The 21,236-nt window shown below is 63.4% G+C and carries 20 protein-coding genes; 17 read left to right on the top strand and 3 right to left on the bottom strand.

The window, feature by feature from the left end; translation table 11 throughout:
• Positions 1-49 precede the first annotated feature (49 nt).
• The 6 genes from BLR66_RS03440 (at position 50) to galU (ending at position 5,713) form a co-directional block, all read left to right on the top strand.
• The gene (locus BLR66_RS03440; protein WP_093280218.1) at positions 50-355 is read left to right on the top strand and encodes an integration host factor subunit beta; all 306 of its coding nucleotides are present in this window, start codon (positions 50-52) and stop codon (positions 353-355) included.
• A gap of 89 nt (positions 356-444) precedes the next feature.
• Positions 445-717 carry a lipopolysaccharide assembly protein LapA domain-containing protein gene (locus tag BLR66_RS03435; RefSeq protein WP_093280217.1) on the top strand — a complete coding sequence of 91 codons (273 nt, stop codon included), beginning with the start codon at positions 445-447 and terminating at the stop codon, positions 715-717.
• A gap of 23 nt (positions 718-740) precedes the next feature.
• Positions 741-1,919, top strand: a complete 1,179-nt coding sequence (gene lapB / locus BLR66_RS03430) for a lipopolysaccharide assembly protein LapB (protein WP_093280216.1) — start codon at positions 741-743, stop codon at positions 1,917-1,919.
• Between the two features lie 21 nt (positions 1,920-1,940).
• Positions 1,941-2,897, top strand: a complete 957-nt coding sequence (locus BLR66_RS03425; protein ID WP_093280215.1) for an MraY family glycosyltransferase — start codon at positions 1,941-1,943, stop codon at positions 2,895-2,897.
• Positions 2,898-2,930: 33 nt separating this feature from the next.
• Positions 2,931-4,817 carry a polysaccharide biosynthesis protein gene (locus BLR66_RS03420; RefSeq protein ID WP_255402377.1) on the top strand — a complete coding sequence of 629 codons (1,887 nt, stop codon included), beginning with the start codon at positions 2,931-2,933 and terminating at the stop codon, positions 4,815-4,817.
• Positions 4,814-5,713 (top strand): UTP--glucose-1-phosphate uridylyltransferase GalU, encoded by a 900-nt coding sequence (gene galU / locus BLR66_RS03415; RefSeq protein WP_093280214.1) that lies wholly within the window; start codon positions 4,814-4,816, stop codon positions 5,711-5,713. Before BLR66_RS03420 ends, galU begins: the two co-directional genes overlap by 4 nt.
• 178 nt (positions 5,714-5,891) lie before the next feature.
• On the opposite strand, the gene BLR66_RS03410 is transcribed toward galU, so the two are convergent.
• The 3 genes from BLR66_RS03410 to BLR66_RS03400 form a co-directional block, all read right to left on the bottom strand.
• A complete protein-coding gene (locus BLR66_RS03410) occupies positions 5,892-7,097 on the bottom strand; it encodes an acetyl-CoA C-acyltransferase (RefSeq protein WP_093280213.1) in 1,206 nt (401 codons plus the stop codon).
• Between the two features lie 96 nt (positions 7,098-7,193).
• Entirely contained in the window at positions 7,194-9,566 is a 2,373-nt protein-coding gene (locus BLR66_RS03405) for a 3-hydroxyacyl-CoA dehydrogenase/enoyl-CoA hydratase family protein (protein WP_093280212.1), read from the bottom strand.
• Between the two features lie 34 nt (positions 9,567-9,600).
• Positions 9,601-10,227 carry a TetR/AcrR family transcriptional regulator gene (locus BLR66_RS03400; protein WP_093280211.1) on the bottom strand — a complete coding sequence of 209 codons (627 nt, stop codon included), beginning with the start codon at positions 10,225-10,227 and terminating at the stop codon, positions 9,601-9,603.
• Positions 10,228-10,437: 210 nt separating this feature from the next.
• On the opposite strand from BLR66_RS03400, the gene ndk reads away from it, so the two are divergent.
• From ndk to BLR66_RS03345, 11 genes are all read left to right on the top strand, one after another.
• On the top strand, positions 10,438-10,863 hold the full coding sequence (gene ndk / locus BLR66_RS03395; protein ID WP_093280210.1) for a nucleoside-diphosphate kinase: 426 nt from the start codon (positions 10,438-10,440) through the stop codon (positions 10,861-10,863).
• A 9-nt stretch (positions 10,864-10,872) separates the two neighbouring features.
• Positions 10,873-12,027: a dual-specificity RNA methyltransferase RlmN gene (rlmN, locus tag BLR66_RS03390; protein ID WP_093280209.1), complete on the top strand. Its 1,155-nt coding sequence runs from the start codon at positions 10,873-10,875 to the stop codon at positions 12,025-12,027.
• Positions 12,028-12,046: 19 nt separating this feature from the next.
• Complete coding sequence (gene pilW, locus BLR66_RS03385) at positions 12,047-12,826, top strand: type IV pilus biogenesis/stability protein PilW (RefSeq protein ID WP_255402376.1); 780 nt, start codon at positions 12,047-12,049, stop codon at positions 12,824-12,826.
• The gene (locus BLR66_RS03380) at positions 12,823-13,662 is read left to right on the top strand and encodes a helix-turn-helix domain-containing protein (protein WP_093280207.1); all 840 of its coding nucleotides are present in this window, start codon (positions 12,823-12,825) and stop codon (positions 13,660-13,662) included. The genes pilW and BLR66_RS03380 overlap by 4 nt, the downstream gene beginning before the upstream one ends.
• A gap of 90 nt (positions 13,663-13,752) precedes the next feature.
• A complete protein-coding gene (locus BLR66_RS03375; protein WP_093280206.1) occupies positions 13,753-14,385 on the top strand; it encodes a YfgM family protein in 633 nt (210 codons plus the stop codon).
• Positions 14,385-15,569 (top strand): outer membrane protein assembly factor BamB, encoded by a 1,185-nt coding sequence (gene bamB / locus BLR66_RS03370; protein ID WP_093280205.1) that lies wholly within the window; start codon positions 14,385-14,387, stop codon positions 15,567-15,569. The genes BLR66_RS03375 and bamB overlap by 1 nt, the downstream gene beginning before the upstream one ends.
• A 166-nt stretch (positions 15,570-15,735) precedes the next feature.
• Positions 15,736-17,136 (top strand): ribosome biogenesis GTPase Der, encoded by a 1,401-nt coding sequence (der, locus tag BLR66_RS03365; RefSeq protein ID WP_093280204.1) that lies wholly within the window; start codon positions 15,736-15,738, stop codon positions 17,134-17,136.
• A 23-nt stretch (positions 17,137-17,159) separates the two neighbouring features.
• The gene (glp, locus tag BLR66_RS03360; RefSeq protein ID WP_093280203.1) at positions 17,160-18,380 is read left to right on the top strand and encodes a molybdopterin molybdotransferase MoeA; all 1,221 of its coding nucleotides are present in this window, start codon (positions 17,160-17,162) and stop codon (positions 18,378-18,380) included.
• A 141-nt stretch (positions 18,381-18,521) separates the two neighbouring features.
• On the top strand, positions 18,522-19,655 hold the full coding sequence (moeB, locus tag BLR66_RS03355; protein WP_093280202.1) for a molybdopterin-synthase adenylyltransferase MoeB: 1,134 nt from the start codon (positions 18,522-18,524) through the stop codon (positions 19,653-19,655).
• Between the two features lie 64 nt (positions 19,656-19,719).
• A complete protein-coding gene (locus tag BLR66_RS03350) occupies positions 19,720-19,971 on the top strand; it encodes a hypothetical protein (protein ID WP_093280201.1) in 252 nt (83 codons plus the stop codon).
• A 34-nt stretch (positions 19,972-20,005) separates the two neighbouring features.
• Positions 20,006-21,196, top strand: a complete 1,191-nt coding sequence (locus BLR66_RS03345) for a low temperature requirement protein A (protein WP_218119590.1) — start codon at positions 20,006-20,008, stop codon at positions 21,194-21,196.
• Positions 21,197-21,236 lie beyond the last annotated feature (40 nt).

The raw sequence follows: 21,236 nt of genomic DNA, 5'->3' as shown, positions 1-21,236 counted from the left end.
CCCGGTTCGTCCGGGCCGGAGTGGTATTTATCGCCCTACCTAAGCAACGATGACCAAATCCGAACTCATCGAAATCCTCAGCCGTCGCCAGCCTCACCTGAAGGCCGACGACGTCGACCTCGCAGTGAAGTCGCTGCTGGAGATGATGGGCGGTGCCCTGGCTCATGGCGAGCGCATCGAGATCCGCGGATTCGGCAGTTTTTCCCTGCATTACCGTCCACCCCGTCTGGGCCGCAACCCCAAGACCGGCGATTCGGTGGCCCTGCCGGCCAAGCACGTGCCGCATTTCAAACCCGGCAAGGAGCTGCGCGAACGCGTCAGCGGCGTGACTCCCATCGAGGAAAGCGGCGAATAAGCGCTGCTTGCTGCGTCCCGCGCGCATTCGGCGTGTCCTGTCCTGCCGCTCTCGGCTAAGCTAGCGGCTCCCAAGCATGGAGCTGTCCGATGAACATTTTCCGTCTGATCATCGCATTGATCTTCCTGGGCATAGGTCTGTTGGTCGGTGTGCTGAATACCCAGCCCATCACGCTCAAATTGCTGTTCGCAGACATCCAGACTTCTTCGGGGGTCGCAATCATCCTCTCGCTGCTGGCCGGTGTGGCCATAGGCGGTTTGATCGTCTTGGCGACTCTGGTCTGGCCTCTGTATACGAAGCTGCGCAAAGCCAACAAACAGGCCGTTGCGTCATCGGCACCTCCGCTCGGCACCGGCGTTTGAGCCATCAGATAGGCTTCCAGTAGATGCAATTCCTCAACGAATGGTTCTGGTTCTTCCTGTTCCTGCCGCTGGCCGCGCTCAGTGGCTGGGTGATAGGGCGCAGAGGCGGACAGCGCCATGGCGACACCCAGGTCAGCCGGCTTTCCAGCACCTACTTCCGCGGCCTGAACTATCTGTTGAACGAACAGCCCGACAAGGCCATCGAACTGTTTCTGCATATCGCCGAGCTGGACAAGGAAACCTTCGAGACCCAGGTCGCCCTGGGGCACTTGTTCCGTCGCAGGGGCGAAGTCGATCGCGCTATCCGTCTGCATCAGGGGCTGGTGCAGCGCCACGACTTGAGCGACCAGCAGAAAGTGCAGGCGTTGCTGGCCTTGGGCGAAGACTATATGCGCTCGGGGTTGCTGGACCGTGCCGAGACCGTTTTCAGCGATCTCACCCGCATCGACCAGCGCGCTCCGCAGGCACTCAAGCACTTGATCGGCATCTACCAGACCGAGCGCGACTGGGAAAAAGCCATCGACAACGCCACCCGCTACGAAGAAGTGGCCGGCGAGCCGATGGGCAAGCTGATCGCCCAATTCGAGTGCGAACTGGCCGAGCGCCATCGCACCGCCAACGATGTCGAGTCCGCCCGTGCCGCCATCGCGCGCGCTTATCAGGCAGATGCCAGCTGCGTGCGTGCGGGCATCCTGGAAGGCCGGATGGAATCGGACGCGGCCAACCCCGAAGCCGCTATCCGCGCCTTCGAACGCGCTGCGCGGCACGACCCAGATTATCTGCCCGAAGTGCTGCCCAGCCTGCTGGCCAACTATGAGCAGGGCGGCGACCTTTCCGGCGCCCGCGCTTTCCTTTCGGAAATGTGCGAACACTACCGGGGCATCGCTCCGGTCCTGGCGCTGACCCGTCTGGTCGAGAAGCAGGACGGCGTGGCGGCCGCGCGCGCCTATCTCGCCCGGCAGTTGAAGGATCGGCCTTCGGTACGTGGCGAAGCAGCGCTGATAGACCTGACCCTGGCCGAGGGCGCCGATCCGACCGCCACGTTGAACGACCTCAAGCACATCACCGATCAATTGCTCGTGCGCAATCCCAGCTATCGCTGTACGCGCTGCGGTTTCGGCGCGCGTACCCACCATTGGCAGTGCCCCAGTTGCAAGGAGTGGGGAACGGTGAAGCCGCTGCTGAACTACGCGGTGGTCTGAGTGACGGCACTACCGGTATGGATGCTGCTGCACCTGGTGCTCGCGGCATCCGGCACATGGTTGGCGCGACGCTATGCGCTGAAGAAGCAACTGCTCGACCAGCCTGGCGAGCGACGGAGCCATGTCGTGGCCACGCCGAGAGGCGGCGGCATCGCGATAGCGGCAACCATGTTGGCGACGATAGTCTGGTTGGCACTGCGAGGCGGGCCGGAGTCTTTGTTGTTGAAATGTTTCGCTGCGGGATTGGTTCTGGTCGCGGGTATCGGCTGGGTGGATGACCATCGATCCCTTCCGGCCTGGCCAAGGCTGCTGGTACAGGCATTGGCCGCATTCCTTCTGGCCTGGGGTGTGCACCGCTCCACGCCGGGTCTGCTGGCCCCCGTTGTGGCATTCGTTCTGGCCATGGCGCTGGTGAATATCTGGAACTTCATGGACGGCATAGATGGGCTGGCAGCCAGTCAGGCCGCCATCGTTGCCTTGGCCATGGCCTTGCTCCTGGCCGGTGGCGTGTGGGGGTGGATAGCCGCCGGATTGGTCGCGGCCCTGGCCGGATTCCTGCCCTTCAATTTCCCCAAGGCCCGGATTTTTCTGGGCGATGTGGGCAGCGGAGCGCTTGGATTCCTGTTGGCGGGATTGCTGGCGGGGGCTTTCGAGTCGGGCCGGGTCCCTTGGCCGTTGCTGCTGCTGCCGGTTTCGGCCTTCCTGGTAGACGCAGGCTTCACATTGGTTATGCGCATCCTGCGAAGGGAACGTTGGTGGACGCCGCATGTCCAACACACCTATCAAAAATGGGCGAGCCGTAACTCGAGTCATGTAAGAGTCACCTTGGCTTACGCAGGATTCAGTCTTGTGGCCGTGATATTGGTCCTTATCGGTAGGAACTGGACGGAATATGGGTCGGCAGGTATTTGCCTGGTATGGTTTCTGGGCGCAGGCTTTTTATGGGCGCGTATGCGCAGGGATATCTCTAATGAGTAAGGATGCGCAAAAGTGAATTCCTGGCGCGGAAAGATGGCTGCCCTGGTGCCTCGTTCGTTGGTGGTCGGGCACGATCTGCTGATGGTCTGGCTGTGCTGGGAAGCGCTGCACCATCTGCGTTATGCGATGTTGCCCAACCCCCCTTCGTATCCACTTTGGTCGCCGGAGATCGCGATAGTCGTGGTCGCGCAGGGGCTGGTGTTCTGGTGGGTCGGCCTTTATCGCGGGCTTTGGCGCTTCGCCAGCGTCCCGGACCTGGGCAATATCCTCAAAGCCAGCCTGATCGGCTTGCTCGCCCTTGCCTTGGGGCTTGCGCTCTATAACCGTCTGGGGTCGGTGCCGCGCGCGGTGCTGGTAATGTATCCCTTCCTCCTGGTGGGGTTGCTGGGCATGCCGCGCCTCATGTTCCGGGCCTGGAAGGACAACCAGAACACGGACAGCAAGAACGGCATCGCCTTGCGGGTGCTGATACTCGGCGCGGGCAGATCCAGCGAAGCCCTGGTCCGCGACCTGCGGCGCAGCGGCGCCTATCAACCGGTCGGCCTGCTGGACGATTCGGCCCGTTTGCAGGGCACCAAGCTGCACGGCGTTCCCGTGCTCGGCGGATTGTCCGATGCCCCCGTCATCGCTAAGGAAACCGCCGCCAAGCTCATCGTCATAGCGATGCCGTCCCTGGATGCGGCAAGCATGCAGCGGGTAGTGGCCATCTGCGAAAGCACCGGCCTGCCATTCCGCACCGTGCCCAGGTTGGTGGACGTGCTGGAAGGCCGCTCGCTGCCCGGCGAACTGAAGGAAGTGGCCATCGACGACTTGCTGGGCCGCAAGCCGGTCACTCCGGACTGGAAACTCATTCGCGGCTGGCTGGGTGGGCGCACCGTTCTGGTGACTGGTGCCGGCGGTTCCATCGGTTCGGAGCTGTGTCGGCAGTGCGCCCGCCATGGCGCAAGCAAGATCGCTCTGCTGGAGGTCGATGAACTCGCCCTGGTCACCGCACAGACGGAGTTGCATCGCGCATTCCCGGATCTCGAGATCATTTCCGTACTGGGCAACTGCGGCGATCCTGCAGTCATCCAGCATGCGTTGAAGACCGCCGAGCCCGATGCGGTCTTCCATGCTGCCGCCTACAAGCAAGTCCCGCTTCTGGAGCAGCAACTGCGCGAAGCGGTGCGCAACAACGTGTTGGCGACCGAAGCCGTGGCGCGGGCTTGCCGCGAGGCGAACGTATCGACCTTCGTCTTCATCTCCACCGACAAGGCGGTCGATCCGGTCAACGTGCTTGGCGCGACCAAGCGCTTGGCCGAAATGGTTTGCCAGACCCTGGACGACCGCGTTTCGACGCGTTTTGTGACCGTCCGTTTCGGCAATGTGCTGGATTCGGCGGGGAGCGTGGTGCCTCTGTTCCGCGAGCAGATTCGGCTGGGTGGCCCGGTTACCGTCACCGATCCGGAGGTCACGCGCTATTTCATGACCATCCCGGAAGCCTGCCAATTGATCGTGCAGGCGGCCGCCAGCGCTGCCCATGCCTCCATCTACACCTTGGACATGGGCGAGCCGGTGCCGATTCGCGTGCTGGCTGAGCAGATGATCCGTCTGGCCGGCAAGCAGCCCGGCAAGGACATCGCGATCACCTATACGGGCTTGCGTCCCGGTGAGAAGCTGCATGAAACGCTGTTTCACGCGGACGAGCTCTATCGGCCCACTTCCCATTCCAAGATTCTCGAAGCGCGCGCGCGCGACGCTTCGGTGGAGATCATCGCACGTGCCGTTTCCCTGCTGCAGACCGCGGTAGCGAATTACGACAACGACGAGCTTTCGCGCATTCTGCGCGCTGCGATACCCGAGTTTTCTCCCGGGAAGAACAGCGACGCAGGCGCCACCATCGTGCAGTTCCCCGCACGCGAGGCCAGACATACCCGATGAGCCAACGTATCCGGAAAGCCGTATTCCCCGTCGCAGGTCTTGGAACCCGATTCCTGCCCGCCACCAAGACCGTCCCCAAGGAGATGCTGCCGATCATCGACAAGCCGCTGATCCAGTACGCCGTGGATGAGGCGGTGGAAGCAGGCTGCGATACGCTGATTTTCGTCACCAACCGCTACAAGCATGCGGTGGCCGACTATTTCGACAAGGCCTACGAGCTGGAGCAGAAGCTCGAGCGGGCGGGCAAACTGGAGCAGCTGGAGCTGGTGCGCAATGTGTTGCCCAGCCATGTGCGCGCGGTATTCGTCACCCAGGCCGAAGCGCTGGGGCTCGGGCACGCGGTGCTTTGCGCGAAGCCTATCGTGGGCGACGAACCTTTCGCGGTATTGCTCCCCGACGATCTGATCTGGAACCGCGGTCCAGGTGCGCTCAAACAGATGGCCGACGCCGCCGAGTCTTCCGGCGCCAGCGTGATCGCGGTGCAGGACGTGCCGCGCGATCAGACCGGCAGTTACGGCATCGTGGCGACCGAAACATTTTCCGGCCGCGAGGGTCGTATTTCGGCCATCGTCGAAAAGCCCAGCCCCGAGACGGCGCCGAGCACGCTGGCGGTGGTCGGACGTTATGTGCTGAGCGCGCGAATTTTCGATCTGCTGGAAAGCACCACGCCCGGTGCGGGCGGCGAGATCCAGCTGACCGATGCGATCGCGGCATTGCTGGCCGAGCACCCCGTGCACGCCTACCGTTTCCGCGGCACGCGTTTCGACTGCGGCACGCATATCGGCCTGATCGAGGCCACCATCCGTTATGCGCTGGACCACGAGAAACTGAGCGATGCGGCGCAACAGTTGATGCAGAACGCGCTCAAAGAGCTCGGTGTCACCGAATTGGAATAACGGGTTGGAAATCGCGACCCGTTCCGGCGTTCCTGGAAAGCTCCTTGGGGTGTTGTGAAATTTCGTAGGTCGGCCCGACGCGGCCGACGGCCGGAGATTCACGCATCGTGGACGTAGTCCCGACCTACGAAAAAGGGCAGCCAATGGCTGCCCTTTCCGGTCTGGCGAGAATACCGGTTTAAAGCGCTTCGAACACGCCCGCCGCGCCCATGCCGGTGCCGATGCACATGGTCACCATGCCGTACTTCTGCTGGCGGCGGCGCATGCCGTGGACGAGCGTGGCGGTGCGGATCGCGCCGGTAGCGCCCAGCGGATGGCCGAGCGCGATGGCGCCGCCCAGCGGATTGACCTTGGACGGATCCAGGCCGACATCGCGGATCACCGCCAGCGCCTGGGCCGCGAAGGCTTCGTTCAATTCGATCCAGTCCAACTGATCCTGGGTGATGCCCGCCTGCTTCAGCGCTTTCGGAATCGCGGCGATGGGGCCGATGCCCATCACTTCCGGGCGCACACCGGCGACTGAGAAGGATACGAAACGCGCCAACGGGGTCAGGCCGTAGTCCTTGATCGCCTGTTCCGAAGCCAGCAGCACGCCCGCGGCGCCATCGCTCATCTGCGATGAAGTACCAGCGGTCACGGTGCCGCCGAACTGGGGATTGCGGAACACGGTGCGCAGCTTGGCCAGGCCTTCCAGCGTGGTGTCCGGGCGCGGACCTTCGTCGTTCTCTACCAGCAGCTTGCGCAGCTGGATGGTGTTGCCGGCCAGATCGGGCACGTGCGACATCACTTCATAAGGCGTGATTTCGCTGCGGAACTCGCCCGCTTGCATCGCGGCGATGGCCTTCTGGTGCGAGGCCAGGGCGAAGGCGTCCTGGTCTTCGCGCGACACCTTCCATTCCTCGGCTACTTTCTCGGCGGTGATGCCCATGCCGTAGGCGATGGCCACATGGTCGTTATCGAACACGCTGGGCGCCATGGCGATCTTGTTGCCCATCATCGGCACCATCGACATCGATTCGGTGCCGCCGGCCAGCATCAGGTCGGCATTGCCCAGGCGGATCTGGTCGGCCGCAAGCGCTACGGCCTGCAGGCCCGACGAGCAGAAGCGGTTGATGGTTTGCGCGGCGATGGTGTTGGGCAGGCCGGCCAGCAGCAGGCCGATGCGCGCCACGTTCATGCCTTGCTCGCCCTCGGGCATGGCGCAGCCGATGATGGCGTCGTCGATGCGGCCGACGTCGATGCCCGGCGCCTGGGCGACCACGGCCTTGAGCACGTGCGCCAGCATGTCATCGGGGCGGGTGTTGCGGAATACGCCTTTGGGCGCCTTGCCTACCGGGGTACGGGTGGCGGCGACGATGTAGGCGTCTTGGATTTGCTTGCTCATGGAATAACTCCGGAATTCGAGATTCGAGATTGGGGATTCGGTAGTGCAGGGATTCGGGCTTCGCTTTCACGAATCCCGAATCCCGTTTCCCGAATCTCAGTTTCTAAGCGGCTTGCCGGTCTTCAGCATGTGGCCGATGCGCGCCTGGGTCTTTTCCTGTTGCGCCAGTTCAACGAAGTGCTGGCGCTCCAGCTTCAGCAACCATTCCTCGTCGACCAGCGATCCGCGATCCACCGCGCCGCCGCACAGCACGGTGGCGATGCGCATGGCGATCTCGTAGTCGTATTCGCTGATGAAGCGACCTTCCAGCATGTTCACCAGCATCATCTTGAAGGTGGCGATGCCGACATCGCCGGCGACCTGGACGCGGCGCGCGGGCAGGGGCGGGCGGTAGCCGCCTTCGGCCAGGGCCAGCGCTTCCTGTTTGGCCACATACAGCAGTTCGAAGGCGTTGAACACAATCTTGTCGGTCTTGCGCATCAGGCCCAGTTCCTGCGCTTCCATCGCCGAAGCCGAAACCTTGGCCATCGCCACGGTCTCGAAGGTTTTCTTCAGTTCGGCGAACACGTCGCCGCCGGGACCTGCGGCCTGCGAAGCGCGCACGGCGATTTCCTTCAGGCCGCCGCCCGCAGGCAGCAGGCCGACACCGGCCTCGACCAGGCCGACATAGCTTTCCAATCCAGCCACGGTCTTGGCGCTATGCATCTGGAATTCGCAACCGCCGCCCAGCGCAAGTCCGCGCACTGCGGCCACCACCGGCACCAGCGAATACTTGATGCGCTGACTAGTGGCCTGGAAGTTGGCGACCATGGCCTCGAATCCGGCCACGTTGCCGGCCTGCAGCAGGCCCATCGCGCCGGAAAGATCGGCGCCGGCCGAGAACGGTTCGCCGTTCTGCCACAGCACCAGTCCCTTGAAATCGCGTTCGGCTCGGCCCACCGCTTCCTGCAGGCCGTTGAGCACGTGATCGTTGACGGTGTTCATCTTGGTCTTGAAGCTGGCCACTGCGATACCGTCGCCGTCGGTCCACATGCGTAGGCCGTCGTTTTCGAACACGGTTTCGCCGGCGGGAAATTTCTCGCCCAGCAGCGGATCCGGGAAACGCTGGCGCTGATAGACGGGCAGAGCGGAACGCGGCAGCTTGGCGTTCTTGACGGGGCTGTAGCTGCCCTCGGCCGCATGCACGCCTTCGCGGCCGTCGAACACCCAATTGGGCAGCGGCGCCGAGCTCATGGCCTTGCCGGCCACGATGTCGTCGGCGATCCACTGCGCCACCTGCTTCCAGCCGGCGGCCTGCCAGGTTTCGAACGGGCCCAGCGACCAGCCGTAACCCCAACGGATGGCCAGATCGACGTCGCGCGCGGTTTCGGCGATGTCGGCCAGGTGATAGGCGCTGTAATGGAACAGGTCGCGGAAAGTGGCCCACAGGAATTGCGCCTGCGGGTGCGGGCTTTCGCGCAGCTTGGCGAACTTCTCGGCAGGGTTCTTGAGCTTCAGGATCTCGACGACTTCCGGCGCGGCGACGCCGGTGGACGGGCGGTAGTCCTGGGCCTTCAGGTCGAGCACCACGATGTCCTTGCCGACCTTGCGGAAGATGCCGGCGCCGGTCTTCTGTCCCAGCGCGCCCTTGGCGATCAGTGCCTGCAGCCACTTTGGCGCAGCGAAGTATTTGTGCCACGGGTCGTCGGGCAGGGTGTCGCCCATGGTCTTGATGACGTGGGCCATGGTGTCCAGGCCGACCACGTCGGAAGTCCGGTAGGTCGCCGACTTGGGCCGGCCGATCAGTGGGCCGCTGACAGCGTCCACTTCATCGAAGCCCAGGCCGAATTCGGCGGTGTGATGGATGCTGGCCAGGATGGAGAACACGCCGATGCGGTTGCCGATGAAGTTGGGCGTGTCCTTGGCGTAGACCACGCCCTTGCCCAGGGTGGTGACCAGGAAGCCTTCCAGGCCTTCCAGCACGGCCGTGTCGGTGACCTTGGTCGGGATCAGTTCGGCCAGGTGCATGTAGCGCGGCGGGTTGAAGAAATGCACGCCGCAGAAACGGTGGCGCAGCTGTTCCGGCAGCACATCGGAAAGGGCGTTGATGCCCAGGCCGGAGGTGTTGCTGGCCAGCACGGCATGGTCGGCCACGAACGGTGCGATCTTCTTGTACAGGTCCTGCTTCCAGTCCATGCGCTCGGCAATGGCCTCGATGATCAGGTCGCAGCCGCGCAGTTGTTCGAGCCCACTGTCGTAGTTGGCGGACGTGATGGCCTCGGCCAGCGACTTGCTGGCAAACGGGGCGGGACTGAGCTTGCCCAGGTTGGCGATGGCTTTCAGCACCACGCCATCCGGATTCCCTTCCTTGGCGGGCAGGTCGAACAGCACGGTGTCCACCCCGGCATTGGTCAGGTGCGCGGCGATCTGCGCACCCATCACGCCAGCGCCGAGCACGGCGGCTTTTCGTACAAGTAATTTGTTAGACATATCCTATAAACCCTTGTTTATAAATTGAAATTGTTCAGTGGCCGGCACGGATGCCGGCCTCGGCGAAACGGATAAGCTCGCGTGCTGCACGCTCACGGTGCGCCGCTTCGGTGACATCGGCGGGACGCTTGATAAGGCCGAAGTCGGCCATGGCGTAGGTAAGTGCCCCGGCCAGGAAGTCGAGCCGCCAGTACAGCTCTTCCTTGCTCAGGCCGGGAACGCAACCGGCGATCGCCTTGCCGAATTCGCGCAGCACGTGGCCGTAGTGATCGGAGAGGAACTTGCGCAGGCCATCGTTCTTTTCGGCGTAGGCGCGTGCCACCACGCGTACGAACGCGCCGCCGCCATGACGGTCTTGTGACATGGCCAGGGCGGGCTCCACGAACGCGGCCAATATGGGTTGCAGTTCACCGGGATGCTGTTCCAGGGCTGTTTTCAGCTGACTCAGGCGCAGCAGGGTCATGTCGTCCATGCGCCGGCGGAAGACCTCGTTGACCAGGTTCTCCTTCGACCCGAAGTGGTAGTTGACCGCGGCGATATTGACGTCGGCGCGACTGGTCACCTGACGCAACGAGGTGCCGGCGAAGCCGTGCTGGGCGAACAGTTCCTCGGCGGCGCCAAGGATCCGGTCCTTGGTTGAAAAATGGGCGGTGTTGGCCATGAGGCTCTCGGTAATCAAACGCTTGTTTGATTCTGTGCTCAGCCCTTTTGAAAGTCATGCTGCACTGCCGCATGGAGAGTATGGAGCCGCTGCAAATGTGCTGCCGATACGTTAGAATTGCGCTACGCAATTTAGCCTAAGCCCGCGTTTCGACGCGGGTTTTTCATGTTAATCTCGGGTCCGCAGTGGCCCACCCAACGGAGAAAATCCATGGCGCTGGAGCGCACCCTGTCAATCGTCAAACCCGATGCCGTCGCCAAGAACGTCATCGGCGAAATCTATTCGCGTTTCGAAAAGGCCGGCCTGAAAATCGTCGCCGCCAAGTACAAGCAGTTGTCGCGTCGTGAAGCCGAAGGTTTCTATGCCGTGCATCGCGAACGTCCGTTCTTCAACGCGCTGGTCGACTTCATGATCTCCGGTCCGGTGATGATCCAGGCGCTGGAAGGCGAGAACGCCGTCGCGTTGCATCGCGAATTGCTCGGCGCCACCAATCCCAAAGACGCTGCTCCGGGCACGATCCGCGCCGACTTCGCCGATTCCATCGACGCCAACGCGGCGCACGGTTCGGATTCGGTCGAAAACGCCGCAGTGGAAGTGGCTTACTTCTTCGCCGCGACCGAAGTGGTCTCGCGCTGAGTCGATGACGTGAACGAGGTCGTCAAGAAACAGAACTTGCTCAACCTCGATCGCGAGGGCCTGGAGCGCTTCTTCGCCGACACGCTCGGCGAGCAGCGTTATCGCGCCCACCAGGTGATGAAGTGGATACATCACCGTTATGTCACCGATTTCGATGCCATGACCGACCTCGGCAAGGCGCTGCGCGCCAAGCTCCAGCAGCACGCCGAGGTCGTGGTTCCGCAAATACAGTTCGAAAAGCCTTCCAGCGACGGCACCCACAAGTGGCTGCTGGGCATGGACGGCAAGAATTCCATCGAAACCGTGTTCATTCCGGACAAGGGCCGCGGCACGCTCTGCGTGTCTTCGCAGGTGGGTTGCGCGCTCAACTGCCAGTTCTGCTCCACCGCCACCCAGGGTTTCAATCGCAATCTTTCCACCGCCGAGATCATCGGCCAGGTCTGGGTGGCCGCGCGCCACCTGGGCAACGTGCCGCACCTGCAGCGCAAGCTCACCAACGTGGTGATGATGGGCATGGGCGAGCCGTTGATGAATTTCGACAACGTCGTGCGCGCCATGAGCGTGATGCGCGACGATCTGGGCTACGGTCTGGCCAACAAGCGCGTGACGCTTTCCACCGCGGGCATGGTGCCGATGATCGACCGTCTTTCGGTCGAATCCGATGTATCGCTGGCGGTGTCGCTGCATGCGGCCAACGACGAGCTGCGCACCGAACTGGTTCCGTTGAACAAGAAATATCCGATCGCCGAATTGATGGCCGCCTGCGCGCGCTACGTGCAGCACAACAAGAAACGCGATTCGGTGACTTTCGAATACACCATGATGCGTGGCGTCAACGATCAGCCCCAGCACGCGCGCGAACTGGCGCGCCTGATGCGCCAGTTCGACAACACTGTGCAATCGAAGGATGCGGGCAAGGTCAACCTGATTCCGTTCAACCCGTTCCCCGGCACGCGCTACGAGCGCAGTACCGATGCGGACATCCGGGCTTTCCAGAAGATCCTGCTGGATTCGCAAGTGCTCACCATGGTCCGGCGTACGCGCGGCGACGATATCGATGCGGCCTGCGGTCAGTTGAAGGGGCAGGTGGTCGACCGCACGCGGCGCCAGGCCGAGTTCCGCCTGCATCTGCAGTCGCAAGGGATCGACGATGCGGCTGCGTAGCGCTGCATTCGCTGTACTGATGCTATTGCCGCTGCTGACCGCATGCCGGGCCTTCATGGAGCCTGCCATGAAGGAGCAGCGCGCCGAATACGTAGCCCCCGATTACCATGTCGTCGATGATGCCAAGACCACCAAGCGGATGGCGGCGCAGCGCAGGCTGAGCCTGGCCGAACAACGGCTGAGCGCCGGCGACCTCAAGACGGCCGAAATCGAAGCCGCTGCGGCGCTGAAGGCCAACCCTTCCTCGGCCGACGCATTGACACTGCTGGCCGTCATCGCCGACAAGAAGGGGGCCAGCACCCAGGCCGGCCAATACTTCAAACGAGCGGCCGAGGCGGCACCCAAGAAGGGCGGAGCGCTCAACAATTACGGAGCCTGGCTGTGCGGGAATGGCTTTCCGGCCGAGTCCCTGGTCTGGTTCGACCGGGCCCTCGCGGCGCCGGATTACCGTACCCCGGAGTCGGCCTTGGCCAACGCAGGCGGTTGCGCGCTCAAGACCGGCCAGTACGAACGCGCCGACCGCGATCTGCGCAAAGCGCTTGCGATCGCCCCGCAAAATGCCTATGCGCTGGTCTCCCTGGCCGAGAGCGAATACCGCCAGGGTCGCTATTTTGAAGCGAGGGCCTTCACAGAACGAAGATTGGCTGCTGCACCCGCCGACGCAGCCGTGCTACAACTGGCGGCTGGTATAGAAGAAAAGCTGGGCGACAAGGCCGCCGCCAGCCGATATGTTCAGCGGTTACGGGCGGAGTTCCCCGATGTGGTTACCGCGGACCCCTGGGGAAAAACAAGGCCATGACTGACCAGACACCACTGGACCCGACGTCTGCGGGTCGTTATGCCGAAGGCTGCGGGCCCGCCCTGCGCCAGGCGCGCGAGCGTGCGGGACTGAGCCTGCAGGAGGTAGGCAGCCAGTTGAAAATGCCTGTCCGCGTAGTGCAGGCGCTGGAAGAGGAGAACTGGCAGGTTCTGGGCGCGCCGGTGTTCCTGCGCGGCCAGCTGCGCAGTTACGCCAAATTGCTCAAGATCGATATCGAGCCGTATCTGGAGCGTGCCGACCTGCAGGGCGTGCGCCCGGCCGAGTTGGTCAGCCACAGCCATACGCCCCGCTATCAGCGCGTGCTGGAAAGCGTCGCACGTCGCGCGGTCTATGTAGTCATCACGGCAGCGATCGCGGTGCCGGTCTGGGTGGCCACCCAATCGCACCTGGGTCAAGGTTCGTCCCAGGCCACCGCTTCGCTGGATGTCGTGCCGGCGCCAGCGGCGTCGATCGACCAGAGCGCCGCCGCCGCCGGCAAGGCGCCAGCCGTTGTCGGTGCACAGGCCGCTCCTTATGTCGCATCGCTGACGCCACTGCCGCGCAACGGCGGTAGCGGACTGACCCTGCGCATGACTGGCGACAGTTGGGTGCAGATCGACGCCCCGGGCGGCGTCAACCTCGAACACGGCCTGCTCAAGGCCGGCGAGGAACGTAGTTTCCGCAATGGGGAAGTGGGGCGCGTCGTGCTGGGCAACGCAGCGGCGGTCGAGGTTCAGCAAGCGGGTAGTACGGTGGACCTGACGCCGTACAAGCGAGCGAACATTGCGCGCTTTGCGGTATCCTCTGACGGTTCCCTTGCGCCGGTCGCCAACTGACCTGCGCACGGGCTCCAACAGATAATTCCCAACAGACAATTCCGTCCAACCCCGAACCGAAGACCCCGCCTAGACGGGGCGAGAGTACGCATGGCGATCGACGATCTGCTCGATGAGCACGAACAAAGCGAGCGCGTCCGCAATTGGCTGAAAAACAACGGCGCCGGATTGATCGGCGGCATAGCCTTGGGACTCGCGGTGATTTTTGGCTGGCAGTGGTGGCAGAAGCACCAGATCCAGCAAGCCGAGCAGGCCAACGTTAGCTATCAGTCTGCGCTGGACAGCATAGGCGCGGCCGATCTCAAGAAAGCCCAGGCCGAAGTCGGCAAGCTGAAAAGCGGCAATGCGTATGCGAATCTGGCCGCGTTGCGGCTGGCCAAGGCCCAGGTCGACGCCGGCCAGGCCGAAGCGGCGATAGCCACTCTGCGCGGCATCAAGGCTGACCCGACCCTGCAATCGCTGGTCGACCTTCGCCTTGCCAAATTGCTGACCGATGCAGGCAAGGGCGAAGAGGCCTTGAAAGTCCTGGGCGACGCCACCGACAGCGCCAGCCTGGAGGCACGCGGCGACGCGTTGCTGGCCGCAGGCAAGCGCGACGAAGCGCGCGACACTTATTTGAAGGCTCTCACCGGGATGGATGTGGCTGCGCCGCAACGTCGCCTGGTCGAGCTGAAACTCAGCGACCTGGGCGGTACGCCGCCCAAGACAGCGCAGCCAACTTGATGAGGCCGGTTTTCATGTTCAAACGCATTATGGCGATCATGGTCCTGGCGATGGTGCTGTCGGGCTGCAGCACGGTCAAAGGCTGGTTCAGCAAAGACAAGAAAGACGACGGCAAGCCTACCGAGCCGGCCGAGCTGGTCGATTTCACCGCTACCGCCACCGTTTCCAAATTGTGGAGCGCCAACGCGGGCAAGGGCGAAGAGCGCCTGGGCGTGAATCAGGGTCCTGCGGTCGCGGATGGCCGCGTCTATGCTGCGGCCGTCAAAGGCGGCGTACGCGCTTTCGATCTGCAGTCTGGAAAGGGCGTGTGGGAATACAAGTCCGAAGAAAGGCTGTCGGGTGGTCCTGGCGCTGGCGACGGACTGGTGGTGATCGGTTCGCTGGACGGCAAGGTGATCGCACTGGATGCGGCCACCGGTGCGGAGAAGTGGCAGGCCAAGGTGCCCAACGAAGTGATCGCGGCACCCACCATAGGACAGGGTCTGGTGCTGGTACGGTCCAACGATGGCCGCGTCTCGGCTTTCGATGCGGCCACCGGCGAACGCCGCTGGTTCTCCAATCATGATCTTCCCAGCCTGACCGTTCGTGGCAATGCGCCGGTGACTCTGGGTCCGGGCGTGGTGTTCGTCGGCAACGACGACGGCACGCTTTCGGCCATGGGCTTGAACGATGGGCGTCCGCTGTGGAATCAGATAATCGGCGTGCCCGAAGGGCGCACCGAACTGGAACGCATGGCCGATGTCGATGGCGCCGCCGTGCTCGACAACACCACGGTCTACGCCACCAGCTTCAAGAAGGAAACGGTCGCCATCGACGGCCCCAGCGGCCGTCCGCTGTGGAGCCGCGACAACGGCGGACCGGGCGGCCTGGGCCTGTCCTCGAGCAGCGTGATTGTCGCCGATCCGGCCGGTTCGGTCTGGGCGCTGGACAAGAGTTCGGGTGCGCCGATGTGGTCCAACGTGACCCTGGCCCGCCGCTCGCTGACCGCGCCGACCGTGCACGGCGATTACGCGGTGGTCGGAGATTTCGACGGCTACGTGCACTGGCTGCGCCTGGACAACGGCGAAGAAGCGGCCCGCGAACGGGCAGGCGGCAAGGCCGTGCGCGCCAAGCCGGTGGTCGCGGAAGGGATCCTGCTGGTGCAGAACGTCGAAGGCGAATTGACCGCATTCCGCCTGCAGTGAGGCGGGAATAGGGAATCGAGAACAGGGAATCGGCAAAGCGCTGCGCTTCTGGCGTCCCTGTCATCGCTGATTTTCGATTTCCTCCAGCCAAATGGGGGATAATCGACATGTCTGGGAATCCGATGTCTCCATTCCCGATTCTCAATTCTCCATTCCCGGCTTTCATATGCTTCCCCTCGTCGCACTGGTCGGCCGCCCCAACGTGGGTAAATCGACGCTCTTCAACGCACTCACGCGCAGCCGCGATGCGCTGGTCCACGACCAGCCCGGGGTGACCCGCGACCGCAACTACGGCATCTGCCGCCTGGACGAAGAGAATCCGTTCATGGTGGTGGACACCGGCGGCATCGCAGGCGAAGAGGAAGGCCTGGCCGGCGCCACCGCGCGCCAGGCGCGGGCTGCGGCCGAAGAGGCGGACCTGGTCCTGTTCATCGTCGATGGCCGCGAAGGCGCCTCGACACTCGACGACGACATCCTGGCCTGGCTGCGCAAGGCCTCGCGCCCCACGCTGCTGGTGATCAACAAGATCGATGGTCTGGAAGAATCCACCGCGATCTCGGAATTTTCGCGCTACGGCTTCAACGACGTCATCACCGTATCGGCCGCGCACCGCCAGGGCATCGACGAGTTGCTGGAAGAGGTGCACGCGAGGCTGCCGGAAGAAGGCACGACCGAAGTGCTGGACAACGATCCGGCCCGCGTGCGCATCGCTTTCGTCGGCCGCCCCAACGTCGGCAAGTCCACGCTGTTCAATCGCTTGCTGGGCGAGGAGCGCATGATCGCCTCGGAAGTGCCGGGCACCACCCGCGATTCGATCGCCGTGGACATGGAACGCGACGGCCGCCAGTACCGCCTGGTCGATACCGCCGGCCTGCGGCGCAAATCGAAGGTCGAGGAAGCCGTCGAGATATTCAGCATCATCAAGACCTTGCAGTCGATCGAACAATGCCAGGTCGCGGTGCTGATGCTGGACGCCACCGAAGGGGTGACCGACCAGGATGCGACGGTGCTGGGGGCCATCCTCGATGCCGGCCGCGCGCTGGTGATCGCGGTGAACAAGTGGGACGGCCTGGAAACCTATCAGCGCGAGCAAACCGAAGCGCTGCTTTCGCGCAAGCTCAATTTCGTGGAATGGGCAGAGAACGTGCGCATTTCCGCCAAGCACGGTTCCGGCCTGCGCGAACTGTTCCGCGCCATCCACCGCGCGCACGCCTCGGCTACCAAGGAACACGGCACCAGCGAAGTGACCAAGGCGCTGGAGGTGGCCTATGAAACCAATCCGCCGCCCGCGGTGCGCGGTCACGCGCCGAAATTGCGGTTCGCGCATCCCGCCGGCCTCAATCCGCCGACCTTCGTGGTCCACGGTACCCGTCTGAAGGTGCTGCCGGAGTCCTACAAGCGCTACCTGGAGAACTTCTTCCGCAAGCGCTTCAAGATGGTAGGTACGCCGGTGCGCTTCATCTTCAAGGATTCGGTGAATCCTTACGAAGGCAAAAAGAACGTGCTGACCGACAAACAGGTGGCCAAGAAGCGCCGCCTGATCCGGCACGTCAAGCGCGGCAAGTAAGCGCCGTATCCGGCGGCGCGACGATGGGCGACTTTCCCACACGCATCAGTTACGACGATGCCTCGCGCATCGTGGAGCGGGTCGCGGCCGAGCGTAGGCTCGGCCATGAACGCCTCGCGATCAAACGAGTGGACGGACGCATCCTGGCGCAGGACCTCAGCGCGCCCATCGACCTGCCTGCTTTCGACAACAGCCGGATGGACGGCTTCGCGCTGCGCCATGCCGATTTGAATCCGGGAAACGATACGGAGTTGCGCATCGTCGGCGCGCAGTTCGCAGGACCGCTGCTGGACCAGGCGTTGCAGTCCGGCCAATGCATTCGCATCACCACCGGTGCGCCGCTTCCGGAAGGCGCCGATACGGTCGTCATCAAGGAAGAGACGCACGAACACGAAGGCTTGCTGACGGTGCCGGCAGGCGTGGCGGCTGGTGCCGACATCCGCAGCGCCGGCGAAGACGTGCGAGCCGGCGACGTGGTGCTTCAGGCAGGCTCGGTCCTGTCTCCCGCGTGCGTCAGTCTGGCGGCCGCGCTGGGCGCGGCCGAGCTAGAAGTTTCGCAACGGCCCACGGTCGCGGTGTTCACTACCGGCGATGAACTGGTGGAGCCGGGGTTGCCGCTGCTTCCCGGGCAGATCTACAACAGCAACCGCGAATTGCTGATGGGCCTGCTGCGTGCGGAAGGGCTGGAACCCGTCGCCTGGCCGACCTTGCCGGACGATCCGGTCCGCATCGAAACCGCGCTGCGCGATGCGGCTTCGGCGTTCGACCTAGTCATCACCTGCGGCGGCGTTTCGGCCGGCGAGAAAGACCACTTGCCCGCGCTGCTGGGCGCTCAGGGCGAGATCCATTTCTGGAAAGTGAAAATGAAGCCGGGCATGCCGGTGCTATTCGGAAATCTGGATCGGGCGCTGTTTCTGGGTTTGCCTGGCAATCCGGTTTCGGTGCTCGCCACTTTTCTTACCCTGGGGCGCCAGTTGCTGGACGGCTTGCAGGGCAGGGCGGAGCCGCGGGCGAAGCGTTTCGCGCGGCTCTCTGCACCGTGGAATAAATCGCACGAGCGCCTGGAGTTCCTGCGCGGGCGTCTGCAGTACGGACAGGACGGCGTGCTTGGCGTGGCGCCGAACAGTGCGGATGCCTCCCACCGCCTGCGTGCGGCGGCCGAAAGCGATGCGTTGATCGTGTTGGGGGAAGGAAAGCAGGAATTCGAAGAAGGCAGCGTCGTCGAAGTGCTGACGTATTCGTAGGTCGGGGCTACGCCCCCGACGCACGTGCTCCCTTCCTCTCCGGAAAGCGTCGGCCACGTAGAGCCTGCCCCGTACTTGATACGGGGTCGACCTACAACACCGGAGGGAGAAGGAAAGCGCAAACAGCGCGATAATCCCATCATGGTCATTCCCGAAATCACCCCCACACAAGCCCTGCAGCGTCTGAGGCATGGCGCCGTACTGATCGATGTCCGCGAAGCGCACGAGCGCGCCGGCGGGCAGGCCGAAGGTTCGCTGGGCATAGCCAAAGGCGAGCTCGAAGCTGATCCGGGCCTGCATGTGCCCGAACGCGCCACGGAGATCCTGCTGATCTGCCAGAGCGGCGCTCGCTCGATGCAAGCGGCGACCTTCCTCAGTCAGGCCGGTTACCTGCATCTGTCTTCCGTCGCCGGCGGTACCACGCGCTGGATGGCCGAAGGCCTGCCGGTGGTCAGACCGCAGTTGGATGTCGATGAAGCCGATTTCATGGACCGCTATTCGCGCCATTTGCGCCTGCAGGAAGTGGGTGTGGAGGGCCAGCGCAAACTCGAGGCTTCGCGGGTGCTGATGATCGGCGCCGGCGGGCTGGGTTCGCCAGCGGCGTTCTATCTCGCCGCTGCGGGAATCGGCCATCTGCGCATCGCCGATGACGACGTGGTGGACCGCAGCAACCTGCAACGCCAGATCCTGCATACCGAAGCACGGATAGGCGAAGCGAAGGTGGTCTCGGCCCAGATTGCGCTTTCGGCTTTGAATCCGCGCACGCGGATCGAAGCGGTCGCCGAACGCGTCGTGGCCGGCAACATCGAACGTCTGCTGGCGGATGTGGATGTGGTGATAGACGGCGCCGACAATTTTCCGGTGCGCTATCTGCTCAACGATGCCTGCGTGAAATTGGGCAAGCCGCTGGTGTACGGCGCGGTGCAGCGTTTCGAAGGGCAGGTGAGCGTGTTCGACGCCGGCCGCCATCGCGGGCAGGCGCCGTGCTACCGCTGCCTGTTTCCGGAACCGCCCGCGGCCGAGTTCGCGCCCAATTGCGCCGAAGCCGGCGTGCTGGGCGTATTGCCCGGCGTGATCGGGCTGCTGCAGGCCAACGAAGCGATCAAGCTATTGCTGGGCATCGGCGAACCGCTGAGCGGTCGGTTGCTGCAATTCGATGCGCTGGCGATGCGCTTCCGTGAAATGCGCTTGCGGCCGGACCCCGATTGCGTGGTTTGCGCGCCGGGCAAGCCGTTTCCGGGCTATATCGATTATCAGAAATTCTGCGGGGGCTGATTCAGCCGTCGCAGAGGAAATCCGATATCGTTCGCCACGAGATCATTCAACTGGGGAGTTGGCTATGCGTACCCTTATTTTCATCGTGACCGGTCTGGTGTTCATGGCGTTGGCCATGTGGCTGACCAAACCCGCCAAACGCACCACTACCGCCTGGATATTCACTGCTGTCTGGTTGCTGGCGACGTTGTGGAACCTGCGTACCGGCATGTCGCATGGGTATTCGCTGCAGGAAGAGTTGCCAATCCAGTCGGTCATCTTCGCAATCCCCGTGCTGGGCGCATGGCTATTGGCCTGGAAGGGCCGCGGGCGTTGATGCCGCGACACGGGTTCGCGAAAGGATCGCCTGGATGAACACCCATTCCCGTTCACTGCTGCGCAAGCGCGGCCGGCACGACAGCGGCAAAGTCTCCATGGTCGAGTTGTTCTTCGATCTGGTCTTCGTCTTTGCCGTCACCCAGTTGTCGCATGGCCTGCTGGCCCATCTGACGCCGGTCGGTGCGCTGCATACGCTGATGCTGCTGATGGCGGTGTGGTGGCTGTGGATATTCACCTCGTGGGTCACCAATTGGCTGGATCCGGAAAAAGTGCCGGTGCGGGTCATGCTGTTCGCGCTGATGCTGGGCGGGCTGCTGATGTCGTCTTCCATACCGGAAGCGTTCGGCGAAAAAGGCCTGCTGTTCGCTTGCGCCTTCGCGGCAATGCAAGTGGGCCGCAACTTGTTCATGCTCTGGGCCCTGCGCGGGGAAGGGGCCGCGCAGTCGCGTAATTTCCAACGCATCCTGATCTGGTTTCTGGCTTCCGCGATGTTCTGGGTAGGGGGTGGTTTGGAGCAGGGCGCACTGCGCACAGGTTTGTGGCTGGCGGCCATCGCCATCGAATACGTATCGCCATCGGTCGCCTTCTGGGTGCCGGGGCTGGGGCGTTCGACCACCGCCGAATGGGATGTGGACGGCGGCCACTTGGCCGAACGCTGCGGACTGTTCGTGATCATCGCGCTGGGCGAATCGATCCTGGTCACGGGTGCGACGTTCGCCGGATTGCCGGCCAACCCCGCCACCGCGACGGCCTTCCTGGCATCGTTCGTGGGCAGCGTGGCCATGTGGTGGATGTATTTCGACACCGCCTCCGAACGCGCCAGCCACCGCATCGCGCATTCCGACGATCCTGGCCGTATCGCGCGTCTGGCCTACACCTACCTGCATCTGCTGATCGTCGCGGGCATCATCGTCTGCGCCGTGGCCGATGAAATCGTGCTGGTGCATCCCGGGCACGCCGAAACCATGGGCGTCGCCGTCATTCTTGCCGGCCCGGCGCTGTATCTGCTGGGCAATGCCTTGTTCAAATGGGCATCGAACGACCGCAAACTGCCCCCGTTGTCGCATCTGGCGGGGCTTTCGTTGTTGGTGGCAGTGGCGCCTTTCGCATTCGCGCACCAGTTGTCGGCATTGGCTCTGGGCGCGTTCACCACCGGCGTGATGGTCCTGGTCGCGGCTTGGGAAAGCTTCGCCCTGCGCAGAGTGCCGCGTACGAAACACTGAAAGCTTCGTCCGGACTCGGAATCGCGGCTGGCAGCGGTTA

Source organism: Pseudoxanthomonas sp. CF125 (genome assembly GCF_900104085.1).
Taxonomy (GTDB): Bacteria; Pseudomonadota; Gammaproteobacteria; order Xanthomonadales; family Xanthomonadaceae; genus Pseudoxanthomonas_A.
This window is presented reverse-complemented; position numbering and strand designations above follow the sequence as displayed.